Here is a 23407-nt window from a genome sequence, read left to right as displayed (position 1 = left end):
GCACGCCCGGTCAGGGCTGGTCGGGGACCAGGAGGACCTTGCCGACCACGGTGCCCGACTCGGCGAGTGCCAGCGCCGAGGCCGCCTCGGAGAGTGGCACACGGGCGGCGACGGGTGGGTCGAGGACTCCCTCGGCGTGCAGGGAGAGGACCTCTCCCAGGTCACGGGCGAACCTCCTGCGGAAGTCGGCCGCCCTGCGGTGACCGCTCCAGAGGTTGAAGAAGTGCGCGCCGCGCCCGTTGGGCAGGGCGTTCCACCACAGGAGCCGGGCGAACAGCAGCAACACGGGGAGCATCGCGTTGCCGTCCACGTCCCGGGTGGCGGCGGTGCCGTAGGAGACGAGGGTGCCCCCGCGGGCGAGGAGCCGGAAGGAGTCGACCAGCCCGGAGCCTCCGACGTGGTCGAAGACCGCGTTCACCCCGCCCGGGGCCAGGGCCCGGACCCGGCCGGGGAGATCCGGTGCGCGGTAGTCGAGCGGAAGGGCGCCGAGCGCGCGGACGGCGTCGGCGTTGCGGGCCGAGGCGGTGCCGATGACGGTGGCTCCGGTGTGGCGGGCCAGTTGCACGAGCAGTGAACCCACCCCGCCGTTGGCGCCGTGGACCAGCACCGTGTCACCGGGGCGGACGCGGGCGAGCCGGTGGAGCATGCGGTGGGCGGTCACCCCGTTGACCACCAGGGCCTCGGCCGCCCCGGGGTCGATCCCCTCGGGAACGGGGACGAGGTCGGCGGCGGGCAGGTCGACGTGGCTGCTCCAGGCGCCCACCTTGGTGAGGGCGGCGTGGCGGCGGCCCACCGTGGCGGGGTCCACCCCGGGGCCGACCCGCGTGACGGTGCCGACGAGGTCGTAGCCGGGCACGAACGGGAACGGCGGCTGGTCGAAGTACTTGCCCCGGCGCATCTGCTGTTCCGCGAAGGAGACTCCGGTGGCCTCCATCCGCAGGGTGACCCGGCCGGGCCCGGGCGCGGCGAGGCCGCGGCGGCGGACCACCAGGCCTTCGGGGGCGACGGGACCGGGGAGCCGGATCTCGGTGACCTCCTGGACGGCTGACTCATGGGGCTGACGCATGACCCACTCCTCAATTTTGTGAGCACTCACTTACACTTCCGACCCCAAGAAGACCCGCCCACCCCGAAGAACACCCCCTGCGAGTGCAATTCGAGGCGCTCGAGAACATCCCTGCGGCCTATGTTTGTGAGTACACACTCACATGCCTCCCGTTGTCAACCCCGGAGCCGCGCCCGGATGATGGACACGCGTCCGGACGGTGCGGCAGGGTGACCTGTGACGGTGCCCACCGGCACCGGCGGCCACGAGGTTCAGGGAGTCTTCTCATGTCCCAACAGGTCCAGGGTGTGATCTCGCGTGCGAAGGGCGCACCCGTGGAACTCACCACCATCGTCGTTCCGGACCCCGGCCCCGGTGAGGCCGTGGTCCGGGTCCAGGCGTGCGGGGTCTGCCACACGGACCTGCACTACCGCGAGGGCGGGATCAACGACGAGTACCCCTTCCTGCTCGGCCACGAGGCCGCGGGCGTGGTCGAGTCCGTCGGCGCGAACGTCACCCACCTCGAACCGGGCGACTACGTGATCCTCAACTGGCGGGCGGTGTGCGGTGCCTGCCGCGCGTGTCGGCGGGGGCGGCCCCAGTACTGTTTCGACACCCACAACGCCGACCAGAGGATGACCCTGGAGGACGGCACCGAGCTCTCCCCCGCGCTGGGCATCGGAGCGTTCGCCGAGAAGACGCTGGTCGCCGCGGGACAGTGCACGAAGGTCGACCCGGCCGCCTCACCCGCCGCCGCGGGGCTGCTCGGGTGCGGGATCATGGCCGGGATCGGCGCCGCCATCAACACCGGCGGGGTGACGCGGGGCGACTCCGTCGCGGTGATCGGCTGCGGCGGGGTGGGCAGTGCCGCCGTCGCCGGGGCGCGGCTGGCCGGGGCCGGTCGGATCATCGCCGTGGACCTGGAGGACCGCAAGCTGGAGTGGGCCCGGGGGTTCGGCGCCACACACACCGTGAACGCCCGGGAGGCCGACACGGTGGAGGCGATCCGGGCGCTCACCGACGGCTTCGGCGCCGACGTGGTGATCGACGCGGTGGGGCTCCCCCAGACCTACGAACAGGCCTTCTACGCCCGCGACCTGGCGGGCACCGTGGTTCTGGTGGGTGTGCCCACCCCCGACATGCGCCTCGAACTGCCCCTGCTGGACGTGTTCGGCTGGGGCGGGGCCCTGAAGTCCAGCTGGTACGGGGACTGCCTGCCCTCGCGGGACTTCCCGATGCTCGTCGACCTGTACACCCAGGGCAGGCTGGACCTGGACGGGTTCGTCACCGAGGAGATCGGGCTCGGTGACGTCGAGGAGGCGTTCGCCCGCATGGAGCGCGGCGAGGTACTGCGATCGGTGGTGCGACTGTGAGTGAAGCGCGAGTGGAACACCTGACCACGTCCGGGGTCTTCGCCCTGGACGGCGGTTCCTGGGAGGTGGACAACAACGTCTGGCTGGTGGGTGACGACGACGAGGTCGTGGTCGTCGACGCCCCGCACGACGCCGAGGCGATCCTCGCGGCGGTGGACGGGCGCCGGGTCGTGGCGGTGCTGTGCACGCACGGCCACAACGACCACGTGAACGCCGCCCCCGCGGTGGCGGACGCGACCGGGGCGCCGATCCTTCTGCACCCCGAGGACCGGGTGCTGTGGGACATGACCCACCCGGACCGGGCCCCGGACGGAGAGCTGGCCGACGGGGAGTCCATCGAGGTCGGCGGCACCGAGCTCACGGTGTTGCACACCCCGGGTCACGCGCCGGGGGCGGTGTGCCTGTACGCGCCGGAGCTGGGTGTGCTGTTCAGCGGCGACACCCTGTTCCAGGGCGGCCCGGGCGCGACCGGGAGGTCGTTCTCGGACTTCCCGACCATCGTGGAGTCGATCCGCACGCGCCTCCTGGCGCTCCCCGCAGGGACCGTGGTCAACACCGGGCACGGCGACTCCACGACCATCGGGGCGGAGGCCCCGCACCTCCAGGAGTGGCTGGACCGGGGCCACTAGTCGCGTCCCGACAAAGACGACCCAGGGCATCCGCCAGCACGCTCACGATCGGTCGCCGTACGCGCGCCCGGACTCCATCCGGACGCGCGTACGGCGTCAACGCACGGAGCGCGGCCTGGGCCACGCACTCGCGGATGCTCCGTGACCCGTGTCCGGTTCCCTCGGGGGAACCCCCGTGACTCCGGGATCAGTCGAGCTCGATGGCGGCGACGATCTCCCCGTCCTCCACCCGTCCGGTCGGGCGGAAGCCCAGGCGGAGGTAGAAGCCCTCCGGGCTCCCCTCTCCCGGCACCCAGGAGACGGTGACCCGGGAGAATCCGCGCCGCCGGGCCTCGTCGAATACGCCCTCCACCGCGAGGCGACCGTACCCCTTCCCCTGCTGTTCCGCTCCGACGTTGAGGCGCCAGACGTCGGCCCGGCAGTCCGGGTCCTCGTCCTCGGGGGCGAAGGTCGCCATGACGAAGCCGACCGCCTCGTCGCCGTCCATGAGCAGACGGGGCCAGGCGGTGTCGCGGTTGGTGTACGCCTGCGCCAGGGAGTACAGGACGGGGGCGACGAACTGCTCCTGCGCCTCGCTCACCTTGATCCGGGTGGCGGCGTCGAAGTTGTCGTCGGTGATCTCCACCAGGCGCGTGGTGGTGGGGGATGTGCGTGTGTCGGTCATGGGTGGGAACCCTACTGAGCCGGACACGGCGTCGCCACGGGTTTTCCGGCGGGAGGGGAACGCGGTACTCGCGCTCCGACACGATCGGGGCACGGTTCGTGACCTGCTCGAAGGTCTATCGCGGAGCGGCACCCGCCACTCCGTGATCGACGGCGAACAGGCGGGGCGCGACGCAGGCTCGCTGAGGGAGGGGGGAACCCGGTGACGCGGCGCGCATGCCGTCGGGGGCGCAGGCCTGGTACACCCCGGCGTACGCTCCGTCCCCGGTCCGGTAGGTGGTCAGGTACCGGGTCCCCGCTCCCAGGGTGATCAGCGGACCCTCCTCCGCCCCGGGGCCGTAGGCCCGCACCGGTGCCCGGTACGCGTCGGAACCCCTCTGGGTGGACTCTTCCTCGTACCAGGGCTGGTAGGCACCGAACAAGTCCTCCCGAGGGTCGGGGACGTCCGTCTCCACGGCCTCCCCGGAGCGGGCCTCCACCACCGCCGTCCGCTCGCCGTTCCGGAGGTGCACAAGCTCGGGGGCGTCCTCGTGGAACCGGGCGCTCCACCCGATCTCGGAGCTGCCGGAGGCGGCCTCCTCATCGTGTGACCACAGGAGTTCCCCGGTCTCGGTGTCCACCACACCACCGTCACCCACCAGGAGGTCACCGTCGGGGCTGGCCGTCAACCGGTGGAGGTTGCTCTGCCTGAGGCCGGAGGGAACCGGGAACTCGTCCGTCACCTCCCCGTCCGCGAGGTCCACCCGTTGGATCAGCTCGGCTCCCCCACCCTGACTCACGGTCATGAACGCGGCGTCCTCCGCAAGGGCGTTCGGGTGGACGTGCCCTTCGAGCTCGACCGACCACTCCGCCTCGCCGGTGGCCGCGTCCACGAGGTGGTGGACGCGGGACCCACCCGGCTCGGGCACCAGGACGTGTGTGTCGTTGGCCGGGAGCAGGTCGGTCCTGGGCGTGTGTGTTCCGACGTCGACGGTCTCCCGTTCCGGACCGTCGCGTCCAGGAGTCAGGAGGTAGAGGAGTCCCGACCACTCACGCTCGTCCTCCGCGAGGACGACGAGCCGGTCCCCCACCCACTGGAGGCCCCGCACGCGGATCGCCCGGTCGGGGTCGAGTTCGGCTGCCCACAGCTGGTCCATGGTGTCCAGGTCGATCGCCCGGAACCGTTCGTTTTCGTGGAAGTAGAGGACCCCGTCACGAACGGTGGCTCCGGCGTGGTCGAACTCCTCGGGGGCCACGAGGTCGACGGGGAAGATCCTCGCCGTGTGGTGGACTCCCGGGAAGCTCTCCGGTACGTGCATCACGTACTCCCCTTCCAAGGGCAGGGACCAGCGGAGCGAGCCCGCCTCGCCGCAGTCGCCATCGTCCTCGCAGGTGACCAGTGTGTCCGGGCTGATCGCGGTGGCCTCCTGGCTCACCGGGTCCGGCTCCTCCCCTTCCGTGGCCGAGCACGCGGTCAGCGTGAGGGCGCCGACCAGCCCGAGGACCGGTAGCGGTCGGCGGAGGGTGGAGGACACGGAGAGAGGGGGCGCCGAAGCCTGGGAGGACATGCGCGCATCGTAGCGATTCCGCCGACCACCCCCGGTCACGGGATGCGCCTGGTCGCTCACTATCCTGCCCGGGCACCGGAAGTCGCGTCGGAGAGGGAGTCATGGGGTCGGACAGCAGGCCGGAGGACGACGGGTCACGCACCGTTGAGGGCGCGCCGCCGGACGCGCCGGAGGGGTCCGTCCCCGAACTCCGTGCCCACGGTGGCCTGCGGCTGGTCAGGAGCCTGCCCGCCGCGTTCCTGGCGGTGGCCGCCGCCTACTGGCGCCACCTGTGGTCGCTGCTGGTCGTGGTGGCGCTCCCCGCGCTGCCCGTGGCGCTGTTCGGCGCGGCGGTGACCCTGTGGCGGTCCGGGGACGCCGTGGTGGTCAACGGGGCCCTGGAGACGTACGGGAGCCCCGAGTGGGTGCTCCTGGGACTGACACTGTTCGTGGCCCTCGCCACCGCCCCCGTCACCCTGGGCGCTGCGGTGCTGGTCGGCGCGGGTGCCCTACTGGGCCGCCCCGTTCCGGTGGGTGCCGCCTGGCGAGGGGCGCTCCGACGGTACCGGACCACCCTCGGCTGGCTCCTTCTCCTGCTGCTGTGGGCGGCGGTGGTCCTGGGACTCCTGTTCACCGCACTGTCCGTCCTGGAGTTCACGTTGTGGCCGGTGCTGGCAGTGCTGGTACCGCTCGTGCTGTCCTCACTGCCCGCTCTGACGGTGGCACTCCCGGTCGCCCTGTTGGAGGGGCGCGGGACGCTCCGGGCGCTGGCGGTCTCCTGGACGATGGGGCGGTACCGCCGCGCCTCGCACCTGGTGTTCGTGGCCTTGGCCTTCGGCGGCGGCTCCCTGGTGCTCCTGTCCTCGGACCGCCTGGCGTCGTGGGCGGCGGTCCTGTCCGCGGACCCGTTCCCGTCCATGTTCGCCCTCGCGCTGCTCTCGACCCTCGCGGCACCGCTGGCGGTACTGCTGGTCACCGCTCCCGTGACCCTGGACAGCACGGGGCGGCCGTGGTCGACCCACCGGGACCTGGACCTCGCGGCGACGGACCGGGAGCTGCCCCGTCCCTCGCCCGCCCCCCGGGGCCGGGCTGTCCCCGCACTGTTGGCGTTGGCCGTGCTCGTGCCGCCGACCCTCACGCCGGTCGCTCTGTGGGTCACGGACACCACCAGGCTCTTCACCAGCCCGGCTCCCGGTATCGACGTCCCCGAGGTGGCGCTCCACATGACCGCGAGGGGTGACCGGGCCCTGATCGCGAACTCGGGCCGCTCCACCAGGGTGCTGGACTGCGACCCCGAGTGCGCTCCGGTGGGAGAGGGTGAGGGCAACCGGGAGGGCCGGACCGCGCTGCACACGGACTCCGGCTTCGTGTTCACCAGCTGGCGCGGCGACAGGTTCGGTGACGCGGCCCCGGAGCCCTCCGACGAGGAGCCCGGCCTCTACCTGGCGGAGTGTTCGGAGCCCGACCCCAGGGCATGCGTCGAGGAGGACCCGGGCACCCTGGTCCGCCCGTTCGGGGGCCGCCAGGACGGCCTCCACAGCGCGATGGCGCCCCTTGGGGAGGGGCTGGTCGTCGCCTCCCGTGTCCACCCCGACCCGGACGCGGACACCCAGGACGAGGGCGGGCTCGGCGTGCACGTGTGCGCGGACACCTCCTGCGCGGACCCCGTCCCCGTGGACGTGCCCGAAGACGCCCCGGTGGGGGGCTACGTCGAGGGTGCGACACACCTGGACACGGCCTCCTCTCCGGAGGGCGGGTTCGCGGTCACCCTCTACGACGGGTCCTTCGGCGGGGTGACCCTCATGTACTGCGCCGACACCGCGTGCGCCGATCCAGGGGTCACCGAAGTGGTCCCGGCCTCCTTCCTCAGCGAGTACGAGGGGAAGTTCGAGGGAGAACTGACGTCCAGGTTCGGCGCACGGGTCGAGTACCGCCCCGACGGCACCCCGGTGATCGCCTACCGGGTCGCGCAGGGCGGCGCGGCACACGTGGTGGACTGTCACGACGCGGCCTGTACCGAGTTCACCGACCGGGCCGTCACCGGTGCGGGCTGGGCCCGCCCCGTACCCGGGCTCGCCGTCGACTCCCGGGGCAACCCCCAACTGGTCACCTTCGACATGGGCGCCGAGCGGGTCGTGCTCGTGTCCTGCCGGGACGCGGGCTGCGCCGAGACCGTGACGGTGCCGCTCCGTCCGTTCGAGGAGAAACCCGCGCTGACGGCCCTGACACTCGACGAGGCCGACCGCCCGCACCTGGTGTGGGCCGAGGAGGAGCCCTCCCTGTTGTCGGAGGGTGAACAGGTCGCCTCCGAGTACGTACGCTGCCTCGAACCCCGCTGCGGCGCGGACCTCGGGCCGCCGAACGCGCCTCCGACGGTCTGACCCCCGCTCCCGGCGGGGGTGTCAGATCCCGAAGTCGACGGCGAACAGGCGGGGTTCGGCGCACGCGGCCTCGGGGCTGCCCGAGTCCCAGGAGGGTGGCCGGACCCCGTCGGGCGCGCATCCCGAGAAGACCCCGACCACTCGACCGTCCCCGTCCAGGTGGGTGGTCAGGTGCCGGGCGCCGGCCGCCAGCCCGTCGAGGACGACGGTCCGCTCCATGCCGGGCCCGCGAAGCTCGGTCGGGAGCAGGTCCAGGGCCTCCTGCGGCCGGGCCTCGCCGTCCTCGTCCGGGTCCTCCTCGGTGAGCTCCGGCGGCAGGGTGTTCGCGGGGGTCGCGGGCTCCCCGCTGAAGGCGCGCAACAACGCCTCGGTCTCCCCTGCGGCCTCGGCCCCCTCCGCCACCACCTCGCCGGTGCGCGCGTCCACGGTCCGGTAGCCACCGCTCTCCACGATGTGCAGGTGCGTCGTGGTGCCGTCCGTGGTCAGTGACGCGATCGACCCGGTGTCGTCCCTGTTCCACAGGGTCCGTCCGGTCTCCGCCTCCAGGGCGGTGATCCCGCGCGAGTTGCACCCGAGGGCGCTCTCCTTGCACCAGTCGGTGTTGATCAGGAGCTCTCCGGTCTCGGTCACCTGGAAGCGGTAGCCCTCGCGCAGTTCCTCCGGCCGGTCGAACACGAGGTCCTCCCGCCCGTCCACGACACGGGCGATCCCGGACGGTCCGTCCTCGGTGTCCGCTGGTACCGACACGTACAGCGCGTTGTCGGCGGCGAGGTTCTCGTTGAGCAGGCTGCCCGCGGCCTCGTGGGACCACTCCACGTCGCCCGTGGCGGCGTCGACCAGGAGGAAGAGGTCGCGGTCGTCCTCCGGTGCGGCGCCGTGGGGACGACCGGACAGGGCCACGTGGGTGTCGTTGGTGAGGCGCCGGAGGTTCAGCAGTTCGTCGGGGACCTCCGTGCCGACGTGCTCGACACCGTCACCCTCCGGTCGGAGCAGGTGTACCCGGCCGCCGTCCTCCGCGGGGTCACGTGTGCGCACCACCGTGGTCTCCCCGGACGTGGTGACGCTCGTGACCAGTCCATCGAACTCCTCCGCCCACAGTTCGGCGCCGGTGTCGGCGTCCAGCGCCGTGACCCGGTGGTCACGGTGGTGGTGGAGCACCCCGTCACGGACCACCGCGCCGGGGTCGGGCCGGTCACTGTCCATCCACTGCTCCGGCGTCACCAGTGCCGACGCTTGGTCCGGTGAACGGGACATCCGGTAGTCGCCCTCCAGGGGCACCGACCAGCGCACCGCGCCCGCCTCACCGCAGTCGCCCCGGTCTTCACAGCTGACCAGCGCGTCCGGGCTGATCACGGAGGGGGCGGGACCGCCATCCCCCTCCGTGGAGCAGGCGGAGAGCACGAGGGCGCCCACCATGCCGAGGACGGGCAGGGAACGGCGCACGGGCGGAGTCGGGGGTGACTGAACAGGGGTGGGCATGCGCGCATCGTAGCGAGTGCCCGTTCCGCCCGTTCGGCGGCCTAGTGGGACCGGGTCCCCTCGGTCTCCTCCTCGCGACCGGTCCCGTCTCCGGTGTCCGTGGACAGCACCACCCGGACCAGGACGTTCTTCATCAGCGGCTGGTCGCTCTGGGTGCTGTAGTCGGCGGAGCCGACGAGGACGTTCATCTCCGGCATGTACCCGGCGGCGCTGCCGCGCGGCATGTCGTAGGCGAGCGCCCGGTAGCGGCTGAGGCGGCGGCGGGTGCCGTCCCGGGAGGTCGACTCCACGTCCACCAGGTCCCCCTCGGCGATCCCCCGGTCCCGCATGTCCCCGGCGTTCATGAGGACGAGGGTGCGCAGGTTGCGCACCCCTCGGTAGCGGTCGTCGTCCGAGTAGACGGTGGTGTTCCACTGGTCGTGGGAACGCATGGTCTGGAGGACCAGCACGTCGTCGTCGGCGGGCACCACGTCGGGCAGCTCGGCCAGGGAGAACTCCGCGCGCCCGGAAGGGGTGAGGAAGACCAGTTCGCGGGCGGGCTGGACCAGCCGGAAGCCCAGGGGCAGGCGCACCCGGCGGTTGAAGTCCTCGAACCCGGTCAGGGCCCGGGCCATGGTGTCGCGGACCCGGTCGTAGTCCTCCACGTAGCGCTCCCACGGGGTGGGGCTGTCGGGCAGCGTGGCCCGGGCGATTCCCGCGATGATCGCCGGTTCGGAGAGCAGGTGCGGTGAGGCGGGGCGCTTCATGCCCACGGAGAGGTGCACCATGCTCATGGAGTCCTCGACCGAGGTGGACTGCACCCCGCCGCGCTGGTGGTCCCTCTCCGTGCGGCCCAGGCAGGGCAGGATGAGCGCGGCCCTGCCGTGTTCCAGGTGACTGTGGTTGAGCTTGGTGCTGACGTGCACCGTGAGGTCGCAGTTACGCAGCCCGGCCGCCGTGTACGGGGTGTCCGGCGCGGCCTTGGCGAAGTTCCCGCCCATGCCGACGAACACCTTCACGGTGCCCTCGTTCATGGCGCGGACGGTCGCCACGGTGTCCAGACCGGGCTCGCGCGGCGGGTCGATCCCGCACGCCGCGGCCAGGCGGTCCAGGAACTCCGGGGTGGGACGGTGGTCGATCCCGCAGGTCCGGTTGCCCTGTACGTTGCTGTGTCCGCGCACCGGGGAGGGTCCCGCGCCCTCCCGGCCGAGGTTGCCGCGCAGGAGCAGCACGTTGACGATCTCGCGGACGGTGTCCACGCCGTGTTCGTGCTGGGTGATCCCCAGGCACCAGCTGATCAGGGTGCGGTCGGAGAGCGCGTAGACCTGCGCCGCGTCCATGATCCGTTCGCGGGCCAGGCCGGACTGCCGTTCCAGTTCCTCCCAGGTGGTGGCCGCGCACAGCGCCCGGTACTCCTCGAACCCGGTGGTGTGCCGCTCGACGAACTCGGGGTCCAGGGCCCGGGGGTCGTGCTCGGCCTTCTCCAGCAGCACCTTGGCGATGCCGCGCATGAGCGCCATGTCGCCGCCGGGGCGGACCTGGAGGTTGAGGTCGCTGGTGCGGGTGGAGCGCATCAGCCCCATGTCGAGGAAGTCGTGCGGGACGATGGTCCTGGTGGCGGCGGCCTCCACCAGCGGGTTGACGTGGACGATGCGCGTTCCGCGCCGGTGCGCGGCGGCCAGGGCGGTGAGCATGCGGGGGGCGTTGGAGGCGGCGTTGACCCCCATGACGAAGATGGCGTCGGCGGCCTCCCAGTCCTTGAGGTCGGCGGTCCCCTTTCCGGTCCCCAAGGAGGCCTTCAGCGCGCGGCCCGACGCCTCGTGGCACATGTTGGAGCAGTCGGGCAGGTTGTTGGTGCCGTACTCACGCGCCATGAGCTGGTAGAGGAAGGTGGCCTCGTTGCCGAGTCGGCCGGAGGTGTAGAAGGCCGCCCGGTGGGGCGAGTCCAGGGCACGCAGGTGCGATCCGACCAGGTCGAACGCCTCCTGCCAGGTGATGGGCGTGTACCGGTCGGTCCCGGGGTCGTAGACCATGGGTTCGGTGAGCCGCCCCTGGTCCTCCAGCTCGAACGCGCTCCACCCGCGCAGCTCGCTGACGGTGTGCCGGGCGAAGAAGTCGCGGTCCACCCGCTTGCGGGTCATCTCCCAGGTGACGTGCTTGATCCCGTTCTCACAGATGTCGAGTCTGAGACCCTTGAGGTCGTCCGGCCAGGCGCAGCCGGGGCAGTCGAAACCGCCGTTCTCGTGGTTCATCCGGAGGATCGCGCGGCTGCCCTCGACCCACTCGCCCTCTCCCGCGATGACTCCCAGCACCGACCTGGCCGCACCCCACCCGGCCGCGGGGTGGTGGTAGTCGCGCTGTGACCACTTCTTCTCGTCCGACACGCCGCCGTCCCCCTCACCGGTTCACACTGTTCCCCGGTGATGAGAACGGAACCGGGCCGTGGGTGGGGCGCCGCCGTTCCGGACTTTGCCAAAGGGTTTCCTTGGACGAGGAGCGGACCGGCGGCCGACGTCCTCGCGTACCACCAGGTCAAGCGCCCGGAAAGGGGACCGGGCGACCGGCGGGGAACGGTGGTTTCGCACCGCTGTGAACGGTGGGTCGAATGTTAGCGTTGCCCGCCTACGGGCCGTCCGGAACCGCAGGGACGCGGGCGGAGATCCCACCGGAACAGCGGACGGAAGTGATGCGCGTGGTCCACCGGAGCACACCGCAGAGGGTCGTCGTGACGTCCCCGAGGGCTGCGGTCTTCCTGGTCGTGACGGTCCGTGACGGCGGCGAGGGCCCGGTGTTGGACCTGCTGTCCGACATCGCCGGGCTGCGACGCGCCGTGGGGTTCCGCTCCCCCCGGGACGACCTCAGCTGCGCGGTGGGGATCGGATCGCACCTGTGGGACCGCCTGTACGAGGGTGCGCGACCGGTGGGGCTGCACCCGTTCCGCGAACTGAACGGCGCCCGACACAAGGCCGTCTCCACCCCGGGTGACCTGCTGTTCCATCTGCGTTCCGAGCGCGCCGACCTGTGCTTCGAACTGGCCCGGCAGATCATGGTGCGTCTGGAGGGGCACGTTGACATCGCCGACGAGGTGCACGGCTTCCGCTACTTCGACGAACGGGACCTGCTGGGGTTCGTCGATGGAACCGAGAATCCCGAGGGCGCGCTGGCGACCTCCTCGGTCCTGGTGGGGGACGAGGACCCGGGGTTCGCCGGTGGCAGCTACGTGATCGTGCAGAAGTACCTGCACGACCTGGCCTCCTGGAACGCGCTGATGGTCGAGGAGCAGGAGACGGCGATGGGCCGCCACAAGCTCAGCGACGTGGAGATCCCCGACGACGACAAGGCCGCCGACTCCCACCTGGCGCTGAACACCATCACCGACGCGAACGGCGTCGAGCTCAAGATCGTGCGGGAGAACATGGCCTTCGGCTCCGTCGCCAGCGGCGAGTCGGGCACCTACTTCGTCGGGTACTCCGCGACCCCCGACGTCACCGAGCGGATGCTGCGGAACATGTTCATCGGTGACCCTCCGGGCAACCACGACCGCGTCCTGGACTTCTCCACGGCGGTGACGGGCGGCCTGTTCCACGTGCCCACGGAGGAGTTCCTGGAGGACCCGCCGCACGCGCGCGTGTTCGGGGACGGGGCCGACAGCGGCGGGTGAGTGGGGCACTCCGGGCGACACGCCCATCCGGTGATCCGGCACGCGCCTCCCCGCCCGTGGCGCGTGCGGACGCCAGACTCGTTCCCACCCCGCGTCACATCGCACTCACGGCTGGTTCGGAGGGCTGGTCGACGCGGTTCGTGGCGCGTGACGACGGTCCGCGCCGACCGGAGAACGGAGCGCATGTGCAAGCCCAGTGGCCGGGTGTCGGGGCCCTCGTGAACAAGTGGAACGCCACCCGCAGGGCCCGTGTCGAGCGGGAACGGGAGCGAGTCGAGGTCGAGGACGCGGGTTCCGGCGCACCGGACCCGGACGACGGCAGGCGCGCCGGCGACCTCCTGCGGGTGGCCGCCGACGCCTCCTGGCGCATCCTGGTGATCGGTGTGCTGGCGGGGCTGTTGGTCTACGCGCTCACCCGCCTGTCGGTGGTCACGCTCCCGTTGATCATCGCGGTGTTCCTCACCGCGCTGCTGATGCCCCTGGCGAACTGGCTGCGCCGCCCCAACCTGGTCAAACGACGGGGGTTCGGCCGGGGGGCCTCCACGGCGATCACCATGCTGATCGCTTTCGCGGTCTACAGCGGCGTCGTCACCCTGATCGTGACCCCCGCCGTCGCGAGCTTCGACGACCTCGTGGCCAGCGTCAACAGCGCCGTCGTCCAGCTCCAGAACGTTCCCCTGCCCTTCGGTCTGGACCCGGGGCTGCTCAGGGAGGCGATCGACAACGCCTGGGTACAGGTCCAGTCCCTGATCACCGAGAACAGCAACCAGGTCCTGAGCGGCGCGTGGACGGCGACCACCGCCGTCACGCGGGTCGTGCTGGGGATCGTGCTGATCATCGTCCTGACCATCTACTTCGTGCACTCGGGCGACAAGCTCATGGACTGGATCGCCAGCCTGCTGCCGGTCGGGTCCCGCCCGGTCCTGCGCCACTCGTCCCGGGTCTCCTACGAGGTGATGGGGAACTACGTGCGCGGGGTGGCGCTGGTGGGCGTGATAGACGCGATCGGCATCGGCATCGCGCTGCTCCTGCTCATCGACACGAGTCTGGCCATCCCGCTGATCGTGCTCACCTTCGTGGGCGCCTTCCTGCCGATCATCGGCGCCTTCCTGAGCGGGCTGCTGGCGGTCCTCGTGGCCCTGGTGACCGAGAACTGGGTGGTGGCGCTGATCGTGCTCGGCGCGGTGATCCTCGTGCAGCAGCTGGAGAGCAACGTGTTCGCGCCGCGCATCTACGGCCGCGCCCTGGAGCTGCCCTCCGCCGTGGTCCTGATCGTCGTCACGGTCGGCGGCATCCTCGGCGGGGTCGCGGGCCTGTTCCTGGCCACCCCGATCGCGGCGGTCCTCGCGGCGCTGCTGCGTAACCGGGCGGCCTCCCCCGAGCCCTCGGTGGAGGAGGAGCCCGCGGACGACGGTTCCGAGAAGGCCGGAACCACCGACTGACCCCCGGCGGGGCTCACCCCCGGGCGACCAGGCCTTCCGGCCGAACCGCCCCGGTCCCGCCGTGGACCCGGGCGATCGCGTCCGCGACCCGGTCGAGCAGGTGGACGGGGACCCCGGCCAGGTTGATCCGCCCCGAGGGGAGGCCGTGGATCGCGTGCTCGTCGCGGAGCCGCCCCATCTGGTCGGCGGTGAGGGGCAGCCGCAGGAACATGCCCCGCTGCTCCCGCAGCGCCTCGAACTCCGTGGCGGGGGTGCGCGTGGCCAGGGCGTCGGTGAGCCCGTCACGCAGGCGGCCCAGGCGCCGACGCATGGAGTCGAGCTCGTCCGTCCAGCGCGTGCGCAGCTCGGCTCGGGTGAGGATCTCGTGGACGATCCTGGCGCCGTGGTCCGGCGGCTGCGAGTACCCGGCGCGGGCGGTGGTCTCCAGGACGCCGTAGGCGAGGGCGCGGCGGGCGGGGTCGTCGGAGACCACGATCGCGCATCCGGTGCGTTCGTTGTACAGGCCCCAGGCCTTGGAGGCGCTGACCGCGACCACGGCTTCGGGGAGGACGTCCAGCATGCGGCGCACGCCCTCCAGGTCCGCGTCGAGCCCGTCCCCCAGACCGAAGTAGGCGTGGTCGACGAAGGGCACCACACCCCGCACGGACATCGCGTGGGCGAGCTCGTCCCAGTTCCGCGTGGGCATCGCGGCGCCGGTGGGGTTGTGGCAGCACCCCTGGATCAGGAGCACGTCTCCGGGTGCGGCGGTGGCGACGGCCGCGAGGGCGGCGTCCGGGTCCGGGCGGCCGTCGGGGAGCAGCATCGGGTACTCGCGCACGCGCAGTCCCGCGGTGGTGAGGATGGTGCGGTGGTTGAGGTAGGCGGGGGTGCCCAGGTGCACGGTCCGGTCGGGTCCGGTGACGGCCAGGAGTTCGGCCAGGAGCCGCAGCGCCCCGGTCCCCGCGACCGACTGCACCGCCAGGGTGCGGGAGCGGACGTCCTCCGAGGGGAACAGCATGCGGGTGAGCGCGTCGGTGAAGTCGCGGTTCCCGGCGGGGCCCAGGTACTCCTTGGAGGGCGAGCGCGCGGCGAGGTTCCGTTCGGCCTCGGCCACGGCGCCGAGGACCGGCGAGGAACCCGTGTCGTCACGGTAGACGCCGACCAGGAGGTCGAGGCGGTCGGGGCGGGGGTCGGTGTCGCAGGCGGCGGTGAGCTGCCAGAGGGGGTCGGTGCGCGGCGGGAGCATGGTCGGCATCAGCATGAGGTCTCCAGTTCGGGGCGGCGGTCCACGGCTCGGGCGGGGCTCGGGGCGGCGGGCCGGGGCCGCCGGGCACCGAGGAGGTTGAAGGCGACCACGCCGGTCAGGACCAGCAGCAGGGTGACCGTGGTCGCGGGGGTGACGGGCTCGCCGAACAGCGGGACCGCCACGACCAGCGTGACGACGGGGCTGAGCGCGCCCAGGGTGGCGGCGACCGGGCCGCCGAGTCCGCGGATGGCGGTGGCGTAGCACAGGGCGGCGAGCACGCCCACGCCGACGCCCTGGACGGCGACGTAGACCAGGACGTCGCGCGGCGCGGCGCCCCCGAACAGCGCGGAGGGGGCCAGGCCGAGCAGGAGGGGCACCCCGGCCAGCAGGGCCGAGGGGGCGCAGAGCACGATCGCGGCGCTGACCGGGTCGAGCGTGGTCTCCCGGAGCGCCAGGGTGTACACCGACCACACCAGTCCCGCGCAGAGCAGGACCGCGACCCCGGTGGCGTGGTCCGGTGTGACGGCGGCGGCCACGGGCACCGCCGCGCCCAGGACGATCAGCACGAGCGCGCCGAGCTGCGCGGGGCGGGCCCGGGTGCGCCACAGCGCGAACGCGAGCGCGGTGACGAACAGCGGCACGGTCCCGGGGATCACGATCCCCACGAGGGCGGCGCTGGTCAGGGAGCCGCCCCAGGCGGCGAGGAGGAAGTAGGGGAGCCCGGCGCCGACGCAGAGCGCCAGCAGGACGCCGGGGCGCTCGTGCCGCACGCGCCGGACGGCCCGGGGGATCCACGGGGCCAGCACCACCAGCGGGGTGAGGAACCGGAGGAGGGCGGCGTCCAGGGCGGTGAGGTCGGAGGCGCCGATCCCTCGGATGCTCAGGGCGAACCCGGCCCACAGCACCACGGTCGCGGCCATCGCGGCCAGTCCGACGGTGAGCGAGGGGGTCGCACCGGTGGGTCTGCTCATGGGAGTGAAGGTACGGGGAGCGGCGGGACCGGCGATTGCTCATTATTGCCCAAACAGGGGTGGTTTTGGCAGGATCTGCCCCATGCATCGTTTGGACGAGATCGATCTGCGGATTCTGCACGAGCTCCAGAGCGACGGGCGGATCAGCAACCAGGACCTGGCCGACCGCGTGGGGCTGTCCCCCTCCCCCTGTCTGCGCAGGGTGCGCAGACTGGAGGAGTCCGGCGTGGTCGCCGGGTACACGGCGGTGGTCGACCCGGCCTCGGTGGGGCTGGACATCACGGCGTTCGTGCGGCTGCGCCTGGACTCCCACGGCACGGGCGTGGTGGAGCGGGTGGAGGAGGCCATCCGGGGGATCCCGGAGGTGACCGAGGCCTTCCTCCTGGCGGGTGACCACGACTACCTGCTCAAGGTGGCCGCCCGCTCCTTCCCCGCCTACGAGGAGCTGATGCGCGCCAAGCTGCGCGCCATCCCGGCCGTCTCCTCGATCGAGACGACCTTCGCCATCAGCGTCACCAAGCCCAGTGCGCCCCTGCCCATCGACTGAGGACGGCGGGGCCGGGGCGTGGGGGACCCGGGCACCCCGTGGCAGGCCCGTGCCGCAGGGCGGACGCGTTCGCGAAACGTGTCGCGTGGGACACCGCCCTAAAGCGGGTTTCTCGATATCACGAAGGAACCCCCGGGGTCAGCACCCGATCGGGCCATTCCGGCGTCCGGAATCGGCCACCCTCCGAAACGGTAAAACGATCCCCTGACCGACCACGGAGAGACGGGGTCCCATTTCTGTGACCGCATTCATCGTTCGCCCCAAATGCCCGAATCGACCTGGGAAAAGCGGGACGCCACCCTCCAGGAGACCGCCGGGCCGAAGGACCGGCGGCGCGCCCCGCCTTCGGGTACACGGAGGGAACCCAGGTGGCACATGCGGCCTGAGCTGGCAGAACACGGATCACCCCGGAAGCGCGTGACCGCCGCACCCTCCCTTACCCCTCCCCCGCCGAATTCATACTCCTTACTTGCCATGAATTCCCCGATCCCGCTTCGAAGACGTCGAAGTTCCAGGCCAGCATCGTGTTCTCCCGATTCTCTTGACAACGATCCGGACAAAGTGAAACTAATACTGTCGACCCTCCGGGCACTCCACCACACAGGGCCACGGACAGCCACACCAATGGCCCCTCACCTCCTGTCCAGGCGCACTGCCCACCGCACCCGGGCCCACCGCCTTTCCCACGATGGATTCCTCCGGGAGGGAATCCGTCGCGCCCCGGAGTAACGACCGACACCCGAGCACGAACAAGGGGCGAAGACTTGACCCACACGATTCCCCCGGAACTCGACGACGCCACCGAGCGGCGGAGACAGTTCACGGAGTCCGGCTACCTCGTCCTCCCCGGTTTCCTGCCCGCGTCCCTCGTCGGCCGCCTCCTGCCCGAGGTGGACCGGTGGGTGGACGAGGGGCTGCGCGAGCGTTCCATCGCCGCCTGCCTCGACCCGGAGACCCACGGCACGCCCCCGGTCCTGGAGCTGGAGCTGCCCGCACACGGCGAGCTCCTCACCCACGAACCGTTGATGGGGGTGGTCTCCGAACTCATGGGGCCCTCCTTCGTCTTCCACCACCTGCACAGCGACCGGCACGGCGAGGCGACCGGCGGCAAGGCCTGGCACCACGACCACGAGCCCAACGACCGCGAGGACCCGAGCCTCCTCATGGTCCACGCGTTGCACTACCTCGGCGGCCTCGATCCGAGCGTCGGCCACCTCGCCGTCCTGCCCGGATCCCACCTGGAGCACGCATCCAAGCAGGCCCGCGCCCACCTGGGCACCAAGGAGCTCCCGGGCGAGGCCGTCATCGACCGGCTCCCCCCGGGCTCGACCGTCCTGATGAACTCCGCCCTGTTCCACGCGCGCAGGCCCGCCCCCGAGGGGGAGGGCGCCCCGGGCCCCCGCTACTTCGTGGACGCCTCGTACTGCCAGACCAGCGCCCGCTGGCACCCGGTGAAGCCGTACTGGCGGCATATGCTCTCCCGGGCGCGCGAGCTCGACCTCGGCGGCGGACGCTGGCCCGAGCTGTTCGCGGAACGGCACTTCACCGAGTACACGACGACGGGACGGGGCTCCACCACATGAAACTGATCGGCACGGTGCCGTTCTCACGGGTCCTGGAGGTCTACCGGGCCGATCACCCCGTCGACCGCCCCCACGAGTCCAACACCAACCAGGACGGTGAGGACGTCCTGCACATGGCCGACGACCTCCTCGGCGTCTGGCACCGTGTCCTGTTGTCCAGGGAGGAGGTCCTCGGCGTCGTCCTGCCCTGGCACCTCAGCGAGGGGGGCGCGCGTGAGCTCGTCCCCCGGTCCGGTCGGACCGTGGGCGAGGCCGCGGACCTGGTCCGCTCCGGCGGCGCGGAGATGGCCGAGGCCAACCCGGTCTGCGCGAAGAAGCTGGACCTGTTCCGGGAGGCGCCCCTGACCCCCGTCTACCTGAGCACCGTCCCGGTGCCCCACTCCGACTACTCGGACCTGAGGGTGCGGACCGGCCTCATCCACCTGGACGGCCTGCACCGGACCGTCGCCTGGGCCCTGTCCGGGCGCCTCTCCCCCGACGAGGAGACCGAGGCGTTCGTGGCGGGCACCCCGGACACCGCACCGGCCGGGTGAGACGGGTCCTGTCCCCCGGCTCCAGGGGGACAGGTGCCGGGCCGTCCCAAGCAGACACCGCCTGAACTGGAGACCCACCCCCTTGACAGGTACGACGATCCCGGACCTCTCACTCTCCGACCTGTTGGCGCGCGGGGCGCGCTCCCACCCGGACCGACCGGCGCTCACCGACGGGGTCCGCTCCCTCGACTACGCCGGACTGCTCGCCGCCGCCGACCGGGTGGCGGCCCGTCTCGGCGCACTCGGTGTGGGCCGGGGTGACCGGGTCGCGGTCCTGGGCCCGCGCGACATCCGCGTGTGCGCCCTGTTGTACGGGGTGCTGCGCTCGGGCGCGGCCGCCGTGGTCGTCGACCCCGCCTGGAGCGGGCCCGACGTCCGCAGGCGCCTGGACGCGATCGCCGTGCGGCACGTGCTCAGCTCCGACCCCGGCCACGCAGCGCCCGGGGACCGCCGGACCGAGGTCGTGGACCCGACCGCGTCGGTCGCGGATCCCGTCCCGCCCGGCGCGGTTCCGCCTCGGGTACACGCCACGGACCCCGCCTACCTCTCCTTCACCTCCGGGTCGAGCGGGGAACCGAAGGCGGTCACCGTCACCCACGCCAACACCGTGCACTACGCCCTCTCCCTGCGCGACCGCCTCGGCCTCACCCGCGACGACGTCCCGTGCGTCGCGCACGTCACCACGCTCGCCGCCGACCTGGGCCACACCTCCTGGCTGCTCGCGCTCGCGACGGGCGGGTCGGTCCACGTGGTGCCCGACGAGCGGACCCGCGACCCCGAGGCCTTCTGGTCCGGCCTGGCCGCGGCGGGGGTGTCGGTGCTCAAGACCACGCCCTCCCATCTGACCGCGCTGCTGGAGGGGCGGCCGGTCCGGGCCCCGAGGCTGCACACCCTGCTGTTGGGCGGTGAGGCACTGCCCCGTTCCCTGGCCGCCGGACTCCTCGACGACGGTGTGGCCGGTCGGGTGGTCAACCACTACGGCCCGACCGAGGCCACCATCGGCGCGAGCTGCTTCGTGGCCTCCTCCCCCGCCGACCTGCCCGAGGACGAGGCCACGGTGCCCATCGGTACGGCGATCGGTCGCAACTCCCTCCACCTGGTCGACGCGGAGGGGGCGCCGGTGCCGGACGGTACGGACGGCGAGCTGCTCATCGGCGGCCCCGGTGTGGCTGCCGGGTACTTCGGGCGCCCCGAGGAGACCGCGCGCCGCTTCCTCCCGCACGACGACGGGCCGAGGTACCGGACCGGCGACCGGTGCCGCCGCCGACCGGACGGCGCCCTCGTCTTCGCGGGGCGGACCGACCGACAGGTCAAGATCCGGGGCTACCGGGTCGACCCGGACGACGTGGAACGCGTGATGGACGACTTCCCCGGGGTGGCGCGTTCCTCGGTCGTCGTACGGCACAACCCGGCGGGCGCCCAGCTCCTCGCGGCGGTCCGACCGGCCGGCGGCGACCCCGACGAGGCCGCCCTGCTCACCTCCCTGCGCTCGTACCTGCTGGACCGGCTCCCCGCGTACTCGGTGCCGCAACCGGTGGTCGTGGTGCCGGAGTTCCCGACCGGCCCGAACGGCAAGCTCGACCGGGAGGGCCTGTCCGTCCTGGTGGACCGGGTCCTGGAAGACGGCGGCAGCCGCCCCGGAGGTGACGCCGCCGCACCCCCCGACACGGGCGACGACCGGACCGGGGACCCGCTCGTGAGGACCGTCGCGGACCTGTGGGCGGGCGCTCTGGGCCTACCCCTGGTCGCCCCGCACGCCGACGTGCTGGAGCTGGGCGGCGACTCGATCCTGGCGATGCGCACGGTGACGGCGCTGCGCCGCTCCGGGTACCGGGTCACGTTCGAGGACTTCTACCTGAACCCCACACCCGCGCTGCTGGCGGCGGCAGCCGCCCCGATGACGGAGGAGACCGCCGACCCGGTCCACAGCGGGGACGCGGACACCGCCGGGACCGGGAGGCTGGCACCGGCCCAGCGCTGGCTGTTCCGGCAGCGGGTGCGGGACCCCCGGCACTGGAACCAGTCGGCGGTCCTGCGGTGCGGGGTTCCGGTGGACCCGGCCGCCCTCTCCTCCGCCGTCGTGGGGGTGCTGCACCGCCACACCGCGCTGCGCCAGCCGGTGGCGGCGGGCGGTCCGGGCGTCCCGCGCCCCTCCGGGGAGGTGGGCGCCGTGACCTTCTCCCGGCTCCCCGACGACCCCGGCTCGGTGGCGGAGGCGATCGAGGCCACCTGCTCGGAGCTGCACCGGGCGCTGGACCCCGAGTCCGGCCGTCTGGTCCGCGTCCACCTGTTCTCCGGCGGCGCCGGGACCGACGACCGGCTCGCCGTGATCGTGCACCACCTGGCCATCGACGGCCTCTCCTGGCGGGTCCTGTTCGACGACCTCGCCCACGCCTACCGGGCGGCGCTCACGGGGAGCCCGGGCCCCATGCCCGTGACCGCCGACTTCTACCGGTGGGCGGCGACCGCCGCGCCCCCGGCGCCGGAACGGCCGACTCCGCTCCCCACGTGGACACCGACCGACCCCGCCGTGGAACCGGCCGCCCTGACCTGGGCCCTGGACGAGGACGCCACCGCACGACTGGTCCGCCGCCACGGTCGCTCCCAACGGCTGGAGGCGTTCCTGCTGTCGGCCTTCACCGAGGCCGTCCTGGGCTGGAACGGTCGGCCCCGGCTCACCGTCGAGGTGGAGACCCACGGTCGCGACACCACGAGCCGCGGCGACGCGTACATGGACACCATCGGCTGGTTCACGGCGGTCAAACACGTCACCGTGGCGGCCCCCGGCACCGACACGGCGTCCGTCACCGACTCCGGAGGCTCCGTGGACGTGCGGACCGTGGTCCGCGCCGCCTCCGCCGAGACCACGGCGCGGATCGAGCGCCTGGTGCGGGAGGCCCCGCAGCTGCCCATGGACGCCGACCTGCCGCGTCCTGAGGCCGGGTTCAACTTCCTGGGCACCTTCGAGCTCCCGGACGAGCCGACGCTGGCCTGGTCGGTCGCCCCCGAGACCGGCGGAGCGGCGCGCTGCCCCAGCGCCGACCCGCACCACCCCCTGCGGCTCACCACCCGCATCGTCGAGGGCAGGCTGGTGGCCGACCTCGTCCACGCCCGGCCGTGGGTGTCCCACGAGGACGCCGACGCGGTCGTCTCCGCCTTCGGCGGGGCGGTGGCCGCCGAGGTCGGGGGCACGCCCCCACCTCCGCGCAGGAGCGCCGTCTCCACCTCGGGCCAGCTCCTGCTCACCGGCACGGCGGCGCCCCGGACCTCCCGCCTGAGCGTCCGGGAGCCGGTCCGTGTGCTGCTCACCGGCGCCACCGGCTACCTGGGCCGACACCTGCTGACCGCCCTGCTGGAACGCGACGCGCGGGTCACCTGCCTGGTGCGGGGTGACGACGACGCCCACGCGGCCCAGCGACTCGTCTCCGCGACCGACGGCCCGGACCCTCGGGTCGGCGGGTTCGACGTGGTCGCCGGTGACATCAACGGCGCGGGCCTGGGGCTGACCCCGGAGGGTCTGGAGCGGGTCAGGGACACCCACGCGGTGGTCCACGCGGCGGCGGACGTGCGGTTGGTCGCACCCCCCTCCGACCTGGAACGCACCAACGTCGAGGGGGTCCGCCGCCTGCTCGCGTGGATCGACGCAGAGGTGCCCGGCGCCCGCCTGCACCACCTGTCGACGCTCGCGGTCGCGGGGGGCGTCGACGGTGTCCCGCGCCGGTTCAGCGAGGCCGACCTGCGGATCGGACAGCGGTTCCGCACCCCCTACGAGCGGACGAAGTTCACTGCGGAGGAGGAGGTCCGCGCCTGGGCCGCCTCGGGCCGCCAGTGCTACGTCCACCGCAGCGGCCACGTCGCGGCGCACAGTCGGACGGGTGCCTTCCAGCGCAACGTGGAGGACAACCGGATCTACCAGCTGGTGCGCGGCTACGTGCTGGCCGGGGCGGCGCCGAGCCGCCCCTCGGAGTCGTTCGCGTTCTCCCACGTGGACACGGTGGCGGCCGGGATCGCGGCGATGGTGACGCACGCCCACGCGGCGCCGGGCGTGTACCACGTGGAGTCCCCCTACACGGTGCCGCACGACGAGCTGGTGGCCTGGCTGGTCGCCCTCGGCCACCCGGTCGAACTCACCGACGACCACGCGTTCGGCGCGGCGCTGTCCCGGGTGGAGCGGACCCATCCGACCGCCGCCCGGCTGGCCTCCGCCTGGTCCCAGCTGGGATCCCGCAACGTGGTGGTCGACAGCTCGCACACGACGTCCGCGCTCGACCGCGTCGGTGTGCGCTTCGCGCCGCCGACCCGCGAGTGGTGGTCGGCGGCCATGGCCTGGGCCACGGACGTCGGGTTCCTCCCCGAACCGCCCCAGTGAA

The 23407-nt window shown here is 72.6% G+C and carries 16 protein-coding genes; 9 read left to right on the top strand and 7 right to left on the bottom strand.

Annotated elements, in window-relative coordinates:
• Positions 1–10: 10 nt before the first annotated feature.
• Positions 11–1066: a medium chain dehydrogenase/reductase family protein gene (locus AC0VYM_RS15080; RefSeq protein WP_475452530.1), complete on the bottom strand. Its 1056-nt coding sequence runs from the start codon at positions 1064–1066 to the stop codon at positions 11–13.
• Between the two features lie 266 nt (positions 1067–1332).
• On the opposite strand from AC0VYM_RS15080, the gene AC0VYM_RS15075 reads away from it, so the two are divergent.
• Complete coding sequence (locus AC0VYM_RS15075) at positions 1333–2418, top strand: S-(hydroxymethyl)mycothiol dehydrogenase (RefSeq protein ID WP_475452528.1); 1086 nt, start codon at positions 1333–1335, stop codon at positions 2416–2418.
• A complete protein-coding gene (locus AC0VYM_RS15070) occupies positions 2415–3047 on the top strand; it encodes an MBL fold metallo-hydrolase (protein ID WP_475452526.1) in 633 nt (210 codons plus the stop codon). Before AC0VYM_RS15075 ends, AC0VYM_RS15070 begins: the two co-directional genes overlap by 4 nt.
• 187 nt (positions 3048–3234) lie before the next feature.
• Here AC0VYM_RS15070 and AC0VYM_RS15065 read toward each other — a convergent pair whose 3' ends face one another.
• Both AC0VYM_RS15065 and AC0VYM_RS15060 read right to left on the bottom strand, forming a co-directional pair.
• Positions 3235–3711 (bottom strand): GNAT family N-acetyltransferase, encoded by a 477-nt coding sequence (locus tag AC0VYM_RS15065; RefSeq protein WP_475452524.1) that lies wholly within the window; start codon positions 3709–3711, stop codon positions 3235–3237.
• A gap of 115 nt (positions 3712–3826) precedes the next feature.
• Entirely contained in the window at positions 3827–5257 is a 1431-nt protein-coding gene (locus AC0VYM_RS15060) for an outer membrane protein assembly factor BamB family protein (protein WP_475452522.1), read from the bottom strand.
• Between the two features lie 101 nt (positions 5258–5358).
• Here AC0VYM_RS15060 and AC0VYM_RS15055 point away from each other — a divergent pair, with 101 nt between their 5' ends.
• A complete protein-coding gene (locus tag AC0VYM_RS15055) occupies positions 5359–7617 on the top strand; it encodes a hypothetical protein (protein ID WP_475452520.1) in 2259 nt (752 codons plus the stop codon).
• A gap of 21 nt (positions 7618–7638) precedes the next feature.
• On the opposite strand, the gene AC0VYM_RS15050 is transcribed toward AC0VYM_RS15055, so the two are convergent.
• The gene (locus AC0VYM_RS15050) at positions 7639–9096 is read right to left on the bottom strand and encodes an outer membrane protein assembly factor BamB family protein (protein ID WP_475452518.1); all 1458 of its coding nucleotides are present in this window, start codon (positions 9094–9096) and stop codon (positions 7639–7641) included.
• A gap of 41 nt (positions 9097–9137) precedes the next feature.
• On the bottom strand, positions 9138–11459 hold the full coding sequence (locus AC0VYM_RS15045) for an FdhF/YdeP family oxidoreductase (protein ID WP_475452516.1): 2322 nt from the start codon (positions 11457–11459) through the stop codon (positions 9138–9140).
• A gap of 341 nt (positions 11460–11800) precedes the next feature.
• Between AC0VYM_RS15045 and AC0VYM_RS15040 the strand changes: the two genes are divergently transcribed.
• Complete coding sequence (locus tag AC0VYM_RS15040) at positions 11801–12736, top strand: Dyp-type peroxidase (RefSeq protein WP_475452514.1); 936 nt, start codon at positions 11801–11803, stop codon at positions 12734–12736.
• A gap of 185 nt (positions 12737–12921) precedes the next feature.
• Positions 12922–14178, top strand: a complete 1257-nt coding sequence (locus AC0VYM_RS15035) for an AI-2E family transporter (RefSeq protein WP_475452512.1) — start codon at positions 12922–12924, stop codon at positions 14176–14178.
• A gap of 13 nt (positions 14179–14191) precedes the next feature.
• Here AC0VYM_RS15035 and AC0VYM_RS15030 read toward each other — a convergent pair whose 3' ends face one another.
• Positions 14192–15418, bottom strand: coding sequence for an aromatic amino acid transaminase (locus AC0VYM_RS15030; RefSeq protein ID WP_475452510.1), 1227 nt, complete (start codon positions 15416–15418; stop codon positions 14192–14194).
• Entirely contained in the window at positions 15412–16374 is a 963-nt protein-coding gene (locus AC0VYM_RS15025) for a DMT family transporter (protein WP_475452508.1), read from the bottom strand. Before AC0VYM_RS15025 ends, AC0VYM_RS15030 begins: the two co-directional genes overlap by 7 nt.
• A gap of 82 nt (positions 16375–16456) precedes the next feature.
• On the opposite strand from AC0VYM_RS15025, the gene AC0VYM_RS15020 reads away from it, so the two are divergent.
• From AC0VYM_RS15020 to AC0VYM_RS15005, 4 genes are all read left to right on the top strand, one after another.
• Positions 16457–16921, top strand: a complete 465-nt coding sequence (locus tag AC0VYM_RS15020) for an Lrp/AsnC family transcriptional regulator (RefSeq protein ID WP_475452506.1) — start codon at positions 16457–16459, stop codon at positions 16919–16921.
• Between the two features lie 764 nt (positions 16922–17685).
• Complete coding sequence (locus AC0VYM_RS15015; RefSeq protein WP_475452504.1) at positions 17686–18504, top strand: phytanoyl-CoA dioxygenase family protein; 819 nt, start codon at positions 17686–17688, stop codon at positions 18502–18504.
• A complete protein-coding gene (locus tag AC0VYM_RS15010; protein ID WP_475452502.1) occupies positions 18501–19037 on the top strand; it encodes a DUF6309 family protein in 537 nt (178 codons plus the stop codon). The genes AC0VYM_RS15015 and AC0VYM_RS15010 overlap by 4 nt, the downstream gene beginning before the upstream one ends.
• Positions 19038–19119: 82 nt before the next feature.
• Positions 19120–23406 carry an AMP-binding protein gene (locus AC0VYM_RS15005; protein WP_475452500.1) on the top strand — a complete coding sequence of 1429 codons (4287 nt, stop codon included), beginning with the start codon at positions 19120–19122 and terminating at the stop codon, positions 23404–23406.
• Position 23407: the final 1 nt, after the last annotated feature.

Source organism: Nocardiopsis sp. iso_237, assembly GCF_056173345.1.
This window is presented reverse-complemented; position numbering and strand designations above follow the sequence as displayed.